A 6,862-nucleotide genomic window follows, 5' to 3' on the forward strand; every position below is an offset into this window, starting at 1 on the left:
CGTATGGAACGATTTTGAACAGCTTTAGCTGGCCACAAGGTGGTGAAGAACAGGACGTTCTGAATCAAATCAATAACAAAGACTAAAACGTAGTTTTATGTCTAGCTAGCATTCATTTTAGCAAGTATAAATGAGTAGATAGTTATCGGATTTGGTATAACTTCGAATAACCTTATAGTACGTGCCATAAGTAAGTAACAAAAATAACCAATTATCATTACTGCTATACAGATATTGTATTGTTGCTAGCAAACTTTTGATTCAACAGATTATGAATATTCATTGCAATACACAATCCCGACAAGCTGCCAGCCCCCCCAAACTGACAATAATATTCATTAATTTTGTTTCTCAGACATGGCCTGCTGAATAGCGGGAATTGCCTCAATAACGACCTTTGTAAAAGCTTCTGCACTGGGTGAAAAGCGGTGCTTCTTGTAATGCAACAGTAGAGGGATATTGGGAGAAACCCCTTTAATCGTAATAAACCGGCAACCGCTACTCGCCAATTTTCTTATCGAATGGGGGGCAATTGAAACACCAATACCTGCCGCTACCTGAGTGAGTAAGGTCTGCATCTGTTTGGGTTGGTTTTTGATAAACGGTGAAAAGTTTTCCTGCTGGCATAAACTGATAATTGCGTCAAAAATACCTACTGCTTCGGAGCGCGCAAATAACACAAAAGGTTCATCCTGCAAAGAAGATAAGTTAAGCGATGCTTTTTTGGCAAGTGGGTGATTATCCGGAAGGATAGCTGTCAGGCTATCGATATAGATATCGATAGCCTGATAATCAGCTGCAATCAGTTTGGGCATAGGGCGGGAAAACCCGAGATCAATTTTGTTTTGTTCAAATGCCTCAATCTGCTCCGATGCGGTCATCTCAACAAGATTAATATCAACTTTGGGGTAACGTAATGAGTAGTGGCGAACCAGATCAGGAATAAAAGAAAGCGTGGCTCCCCCCATATAAGCAATGGTTAATGAGCCAATCTCCCCCTGATAGGTTTTAACAACGTGTTCTTTAGCCAACTCAGCGCGCCTAAGCAGGTCAATCGCCTCGCTCAATAGCTGTTCACCGGCTGTTGTTATCACCACCTCTCTGGAGTTACGAAAGAACAGTTTGACCCCCAGCTCATCTTCTAATGCGGTAATATGACGGCTGATTGCCGGCTGCACGGTATAAAGCTCCCTTGCTGCCGCAGAAAAGCTCTTCAATGCCGCCACAGCCACAAAGCTCTTTAAGGTTTTCAGTTCCATCATATTTCCCTATTTTATATTGGAATAAATCCAGATGTAGCATCACTTTTATACCATTAAGCTCAATTACATGAACAAAAACTGCATAGCTTAACCCGATAATAACAAGCTATTTGATTAATAGCTGGCTATCGGGATTAAAAACAGTGCGGATATAATAGAGGGTTTAGTCTGTCAAAAACAGATAACTAAAAAATGGTAGTTTATCCTGGTAAATGCTTGCTTGAAAATATGTTCCACGTGGAACAAAAGAGCGACAATATAAAAGAGGCGCTAACTTAGTTAACGCCTGCAACTTAATCTTTTTTATTTACTCTCTGATTCTTCATATAAGGCGTTAATAGTATCAGCCAGAATGGTAATACCGCGCTCCACAACACTCGCTTCCTGAGCGTAATTAAGGCGAATACATTCCTGAGTATGCTGCCACCCCTGATCTAATCCCGGGAAAAAGTAATGTCCGGAGACCACCAGCAGACCTTGCTCTTTTAATCTTTTGTATAGCTCATTTGAACTGATCGGCAGATCTTTAAACCATAACCAGAGAAATAATGCGCCCTCGGCTTTATGTATTTTGAAGCAGGGTGTGTTTATTTTTGATTGTAATAATGCCACTGCTTTTTCTGCTTTAGCCTGATAAAAGGGTTTAATAACATCGTTACTTAACTTAATTATCTCTTTTGTTTTCACTAAAGGTAAGGCTATTTCCGGACCAATCCCGCCAGGTGACAAGGCCATAATACCGGACAGATTAGACATCGCTTTGATAATAGTCGGATTAGCGATAACGATACCGCAGCGTGCACCAGGCATACCAAACTTTGATAAACTTAAACATAATATCGTGTTTTCATTCCAGAATGGCGTCGCTTGAGCAAATATTATATTTGGAAAAGGAGTACCGTAAGCGTTATCAATAATGAGTGGTACATTATTCTCTCTGGCCAGACAATCCAGATGCTGTATCTCTTCATCGGTTAAAACATTGCCGGTTGGATTAGTTGGCCGTGAAACACAAATAGCGCCCACATCTTTATCAACCTTAAGCGCATCAAAGTCGACATGGTATTTAAAAAAACCATTTTGCAGTTCGGTTATTTTCGGACGAACGGCAATAAAAGCATCTTCGGAAACACTTGCATCAGCATAACCAATATATTCAGGGGCCAATGGAAAAAGGATTTTTTTCTTTTTATCATTACTGAAATTGCCGCCGAGCAGGTTAAACAGATAAAAGAATGCATTCTGACTGCCGTTGGTTAACATGATATTTTCCGACGTTAAATTCCAGCCATAGAGTTCATTAAACAGATCCGCCAGCGCATTAATGAAACTGTTTTTTCCTTGCGGACCATCATAATTTGCCAATGTATTGGTCAATTTCCCCTGCGTTAACAACTCCTGCATCAACTCTGTTAAACGCTGTTGAATTTCCGGAATGGCAGCGGGATTACCTCCACCCAACATTAAAATATCATCGCCTCCGCGGATACCTTCATTGAGATCATCCATTAATTCAGTAATACCTGAATGTTGAGTAAATTTATTTCCAAATATTGAGTAGGGCATTATCGTTCCTTTAGTTTGTTATTTAGATAATTGTTTCACATGAAACAATTATCTAAATAAGCAATGATTAGCTGTTTCACGTGAAACAAAAAAGCCCAGCATAAACTGAGCTTTTTCATAATATTTGCTGCCGGCAGCAACCAGCAGCAAGGGAGAATTCTCTCCTATTTATAAAACAGAGACGTCAGCAACCTGTAAAAACAAATTACGTAAACGGGCTAAAATAGCAAGACGATTCTGTTTTACGGCAGGATCTTCCGCCATAACCATGACGTTGTCAAAGAATTCGTCCACAGGAGCTCTCAGAGTGGCAAGTTCAAACAAGGCTGACTCGTAGTCTAGTTGCTCAAATAAAGGGCTTAGCTTTGATTCTAGAGAGCCTAAAATTTCAGACAATGCAATTTCAGCAGGCTCCTGCAGCAAAGAAGTGTCGATTTCGGCACTTATCTCACCTTTTACTTTAGCTAATATATTACTGATACGTTTATTGGCAGCAGCAATTGGTGCAGCTTCCGGCAGAGTCTGGAACTTGGCAACCGCCTGAATACGTTTTTCAAAGTCAACCGGCTTAGTCGGACGACGATCCAGTACAGATTGAATCAGCTCTACGGAATAACCATTTGTCTGATAAGTCGCACGGAATCGTGCAAATAAGAAATCCACAACATCTTGTACTACGTTAACGTTGGTTAATTTCTTACCGTATTGCACTTTCGCAATTTCAGTTAAGACCACTACATCAAGGTCGAGGTTTTTTTCGGTAATGATGCGTAACAGACCAATAGCAGCACGGCGCAATGCAAATGGATCCGCTGCCCCTTTAGGCGCCTGACCAATACCAAAAATACCCACCAGCGTATCAAGCTTATCCGCTAAGGAAACACAGCATGCTACTAAAGAGGTTGGTAATTTATCACCGGCAAAACGGGGTAAGTACTGCTCGTTTAGGGCAATCGCAACTTCGTTATCTTCGCCATCATGCTGGGCGTAATACATCCCCATAATCCCCTGAACATCAGGAAACTCCATTACCATCTCAGTCATTAAGTCTGTTTTGGACAACAGGCCGGCACGGAAAGCATGCTTAGTATCGGCTTTAATCTGCAGAGCGATATCTTCAGCAATATTGGCAATACGCTCAGATTTTTCTTTCAGCGTACCGAGTTTTTGCTGGAATAAAACACTGGATAAGGATTCCAGACGGCTTGCTAAGGTTTTTTTCTTATCTGTTTCAAAGAAGAATTCCGCATCGGCTAAACGCGGGCGAACCACTTTTTCATTGCCACTGATCACCTGTGCCGGATCGCGGCTGACAATGTTGGATACAAAAATAAAGCGTGGTAATAGATTGCCTTGTTTATCCAATACCGGAAAGTACTTCTGGTTATCTTTCATGGTGTAGATCAGGGCTTCAGAAGGCACATCTAAGAACTTCTCTTCAAATGAGCCCACCAGGGTCACCGGCCATTCTACTAATGACGTTACTTCTTCAAGCAGGTTATCATCAATTGCTGCAACGCCATTTTCATGAGCTGCTAACGCTTCAACCTGATCGCGGATGATCGCTTTACGTCGTTCATAATCTGCAATCACTTTACCGCTGTCATCCAGCAGAGATTCATACTGATCGGCATGATTGATGATGATTTCTGCTTCACCTAAGAAGCGGTGACCACGGATAGTCCGATCAGATTCAATGCCTAATAACTCACCTGGAATTAACTGTGCACCAAATAGCATGGTAACAGTATGAACAGGGCGGATAAACTGGGTACTTGCTGCTCCCCAACGCATAGGTTTAGGAATAGGTAATTTGGCAAGCGCACTGGCCGCGATTTCCGGAATCAGTTGCGTTACAGATAAGCCTTGTACTTCAGATTTAAATAATAACCACTCGCCTTTATCGGTGATCAGACGTTCCGCCTGCTCGACAGTAATACCGTTTGAACGAGCCCAGCCTTGTGCGGCCTTAGTCGCTTGCCCCTGCTCATCGAAGGCAACATTCACTGCCGGACCACGTTTTTCGACTATTTTATCCGCTTGTGCAGCTGATAAATTAGCCACGATTAAAGCTAAACGGCGTGGAGAAGCTAACCAGCGAACGTTATCAAAGGATAATTCCGCTTTTATTAATTCGGCTTCAACGTTACCTGCAAATGATTCAGCAAGTTTACGTAATGATTTTGGTGGTAACTCTTCAGTACCCAGTTCAATCAATAAATTTTCTTGTGACATGAAACGTGCCTCTATTTAACTAGGTTTTTGCAAAGTGGGAAACCAAGCGCTTCACGCTTAGCATAATAAGCTTCAGCCACTGCTTTTGATAATGTCCGCACGCGAAGAATGTAACGCTGACGTTCAGTCACAGAGATAGCATGACGTGCATCTAACAGGTTGAAAACATGAGATGCTTTCATCACCTGTTCATATGCAGGAAGCGCTAAACCGGCATCAATAAGCTTTTGGCTGTCTTTTTCACACTGATCAAACTGCGCAAATAACGCATCAACATCGGCGTGCTCAAAATTATAAGCTGATTGTTCAACTTCGTTTTGATGGAAGATATCACCGTAGGTTACTTTACCCATCGGACCATCAGTCCAAACCAGATCGTAGATACTTTCAACGCCCTGCACGTACATTGCAATACGCTCTAAACCATAAGTGATTTCACCGGTAACCGGGCTGCATTCCAGGCCGCCAACCTGCTGGAAATAAGTAAACTGTGTTACTTCCATGCCGTTTAGCCAGATTTCCCAGCCTAATCCCCATGCGCCAAGCGTCGGTGATTCCCAGTTATCTTCCACAAAGCGGATATCATGGATAGAGGTATCGATACCAATCTCTTCAAGCGATTGCAGATACAGATCCTGAATGTTTTTAGGAGATGGCTTTAATACCACCTGAAATTGATAATAGTGTTGTAAGCGGTTTGGATTTTCGCCATAACGACCATCGGTCGGACGGCGGCATGGCTGTACGTAAGCGCTGTTCATCGGCTCAGGGCCAATTGAACGTAAGAATGTTTGTGGATGGAATGTACCGGCACCCACTTCCATATCAAGTGGTTGAACAATGGCACAACCTTGGCGAGCCCAGAAATCTTGCAATGCAAGAATTAGCCCTTGGAATGTTTTTGTATCGAATTTTTGCATGATTTCGGCTTCGAGTTGGTTAGAAAAAAATGAAATCTATTATACCTATTGAGGGCTATTATACCAATGGCAATCAGTTACATAGTCAACTTTGCAGTCAATAGTCAGAGTTAATGATTGAGAAGCCAATCGCCATACAGTTCAATATAATTACTATGGCGCTAAAAGAGAAAGTAAACACTCACAGTTAGGCCGATTTATTGAAAATAAATAAGCCCGGCAGTAAAATCCGCACTTTTCAGCAGCTTTTTGTATAATCAGCAGATTAAGTCATTCCGACAGAATAAGAGCCTATGACGACAAAATTTAAAGAAAACGACCTGTATTTCCCGATTAAAACCTTTTTAGTTAATTTGGGTTATAAAGTAAAGGGGGAAATAAAAAATTGCGATATCGTTGCCTTAAAAGAGGATTCAATCATCATTATAGAGCTTAAATTAAGTCTGAATATCACCCTATTATTACAGGCTGTTGAACGTTTTACTCTTGCGGATACCGTCTATATTGCGATCCCGAAACACTGCACTGTTTACAAAAAACAGAGATCCAGAGTCAAAAAACTGATCGCCCGTTTAGGGTTGGGCCTGATTGTCGTTGATATCCAAAAAGAGCAGCAGTATGTTGAAATAATTAACGATCCCAAAGACTACACACCGCGTAAAAACAGGAGTAAACAAAATAGCTTATTAAAAGAGTTTTCAACACGTGTCGGTGATACTCAGAAAGGGGGCTCTACAACTGTCATTCCGCACCTAAATAATTATTAAGATTCAGAACAAAATAGTGATCTGAGTTTCACAATTCTCAGATATTAGAAAAAAAATAAAAAAACGATTGACCCCGATCTCTCTTTTTGATCTATTACTCTCTTTTGAAAGA

General features: G+C 41.4%; 5 protein-coding genes. 1 reads left to right on the plus strand and 4 read right to left on the minus strand.

Annotated features, from left to right (window positions below):
• Positions 1-338 precede the first annotated feature (338 nt).
• The 4 genes from ABZA00_RS15745 to glyQ all read right to left on the minus strand — a co-directional run bounded on the left by ABZA00_RS15745 (position 339) and on the right by glyQ (position 5,983).
• Positions 339-1,259, minus strand: a complete 921-nt coding sequence (locus ABZA00_RS15745) for a LysR family transcriptional regulator (protein WP_372883105.1) — start codon at positions 1,257-1,259, stop codon at positions 339-341.
• A gap of 306 nt (positions 1,260-1,565) precedes the next feature.
• Positions 1,566-2,828 (minus strand): valine--pyruvate transaminase, encoded by a 1,263-nt coding sequence (locus tag ABZA00_RS15750; RefSeq protein ID WP_372883106.1) that lies wholly within the window; start codon positions 2,826-2,828, stop codon positions 1,566-1,568.
• Between the two features lie 168 nt (positions 2,829-2,996).
• Entirely contained in the window at positions 2,997-5,063 is a 2,067-nt protein-coding gene (glyS, locus tag ABZA00_RS15755) for a glycine--tRNA ligase subunit beta (protein ID WP_372883107.1), read from the minus strand.
• An 11-nt stretch (positions 5,064-5,074) separates the two neighbouring features.
• Positions 5,075-5,983: a glycine--tRNA ligase subunit alpha gene (glyQ, locus tag ABZA00_RS15760; RefSeq protein ID WP_372883108.1), complete on the minus strand. Its 909-nt coding sequence runs from the start codon at positions 5,981-5,983 to the stop codon at positions 5,075-5,077.
• A gap of 293 nt (positions 5,984-6,276) precedes the next feature.
• Here glyQ and ABZA00_RS15765 point away from each other — a divergent pair, with 293 nt between their 5' ends.
• A complete protein-coding gene (locus ABZA00_RS15765) occupies positions 6,277-6,750 on the plus strand; it encodes a DUF2161 family putative PD-(D/E)XK-type phosphodiesterase (protein WP_372883109.1) in 474 nt (157 codons plus the stop codon).
• The last annotated feature ends 112 nt before the right edge of the window (positions 6,751-6,862 follow it).

Source organism: Psychromonas sp., from assembly GCF_041586535.1.
GTDB lineage: Bacteria > Pseudomonadota > Gammaproteobacteria > Enterobacterales > Psychromonadaceae > Psychromonas.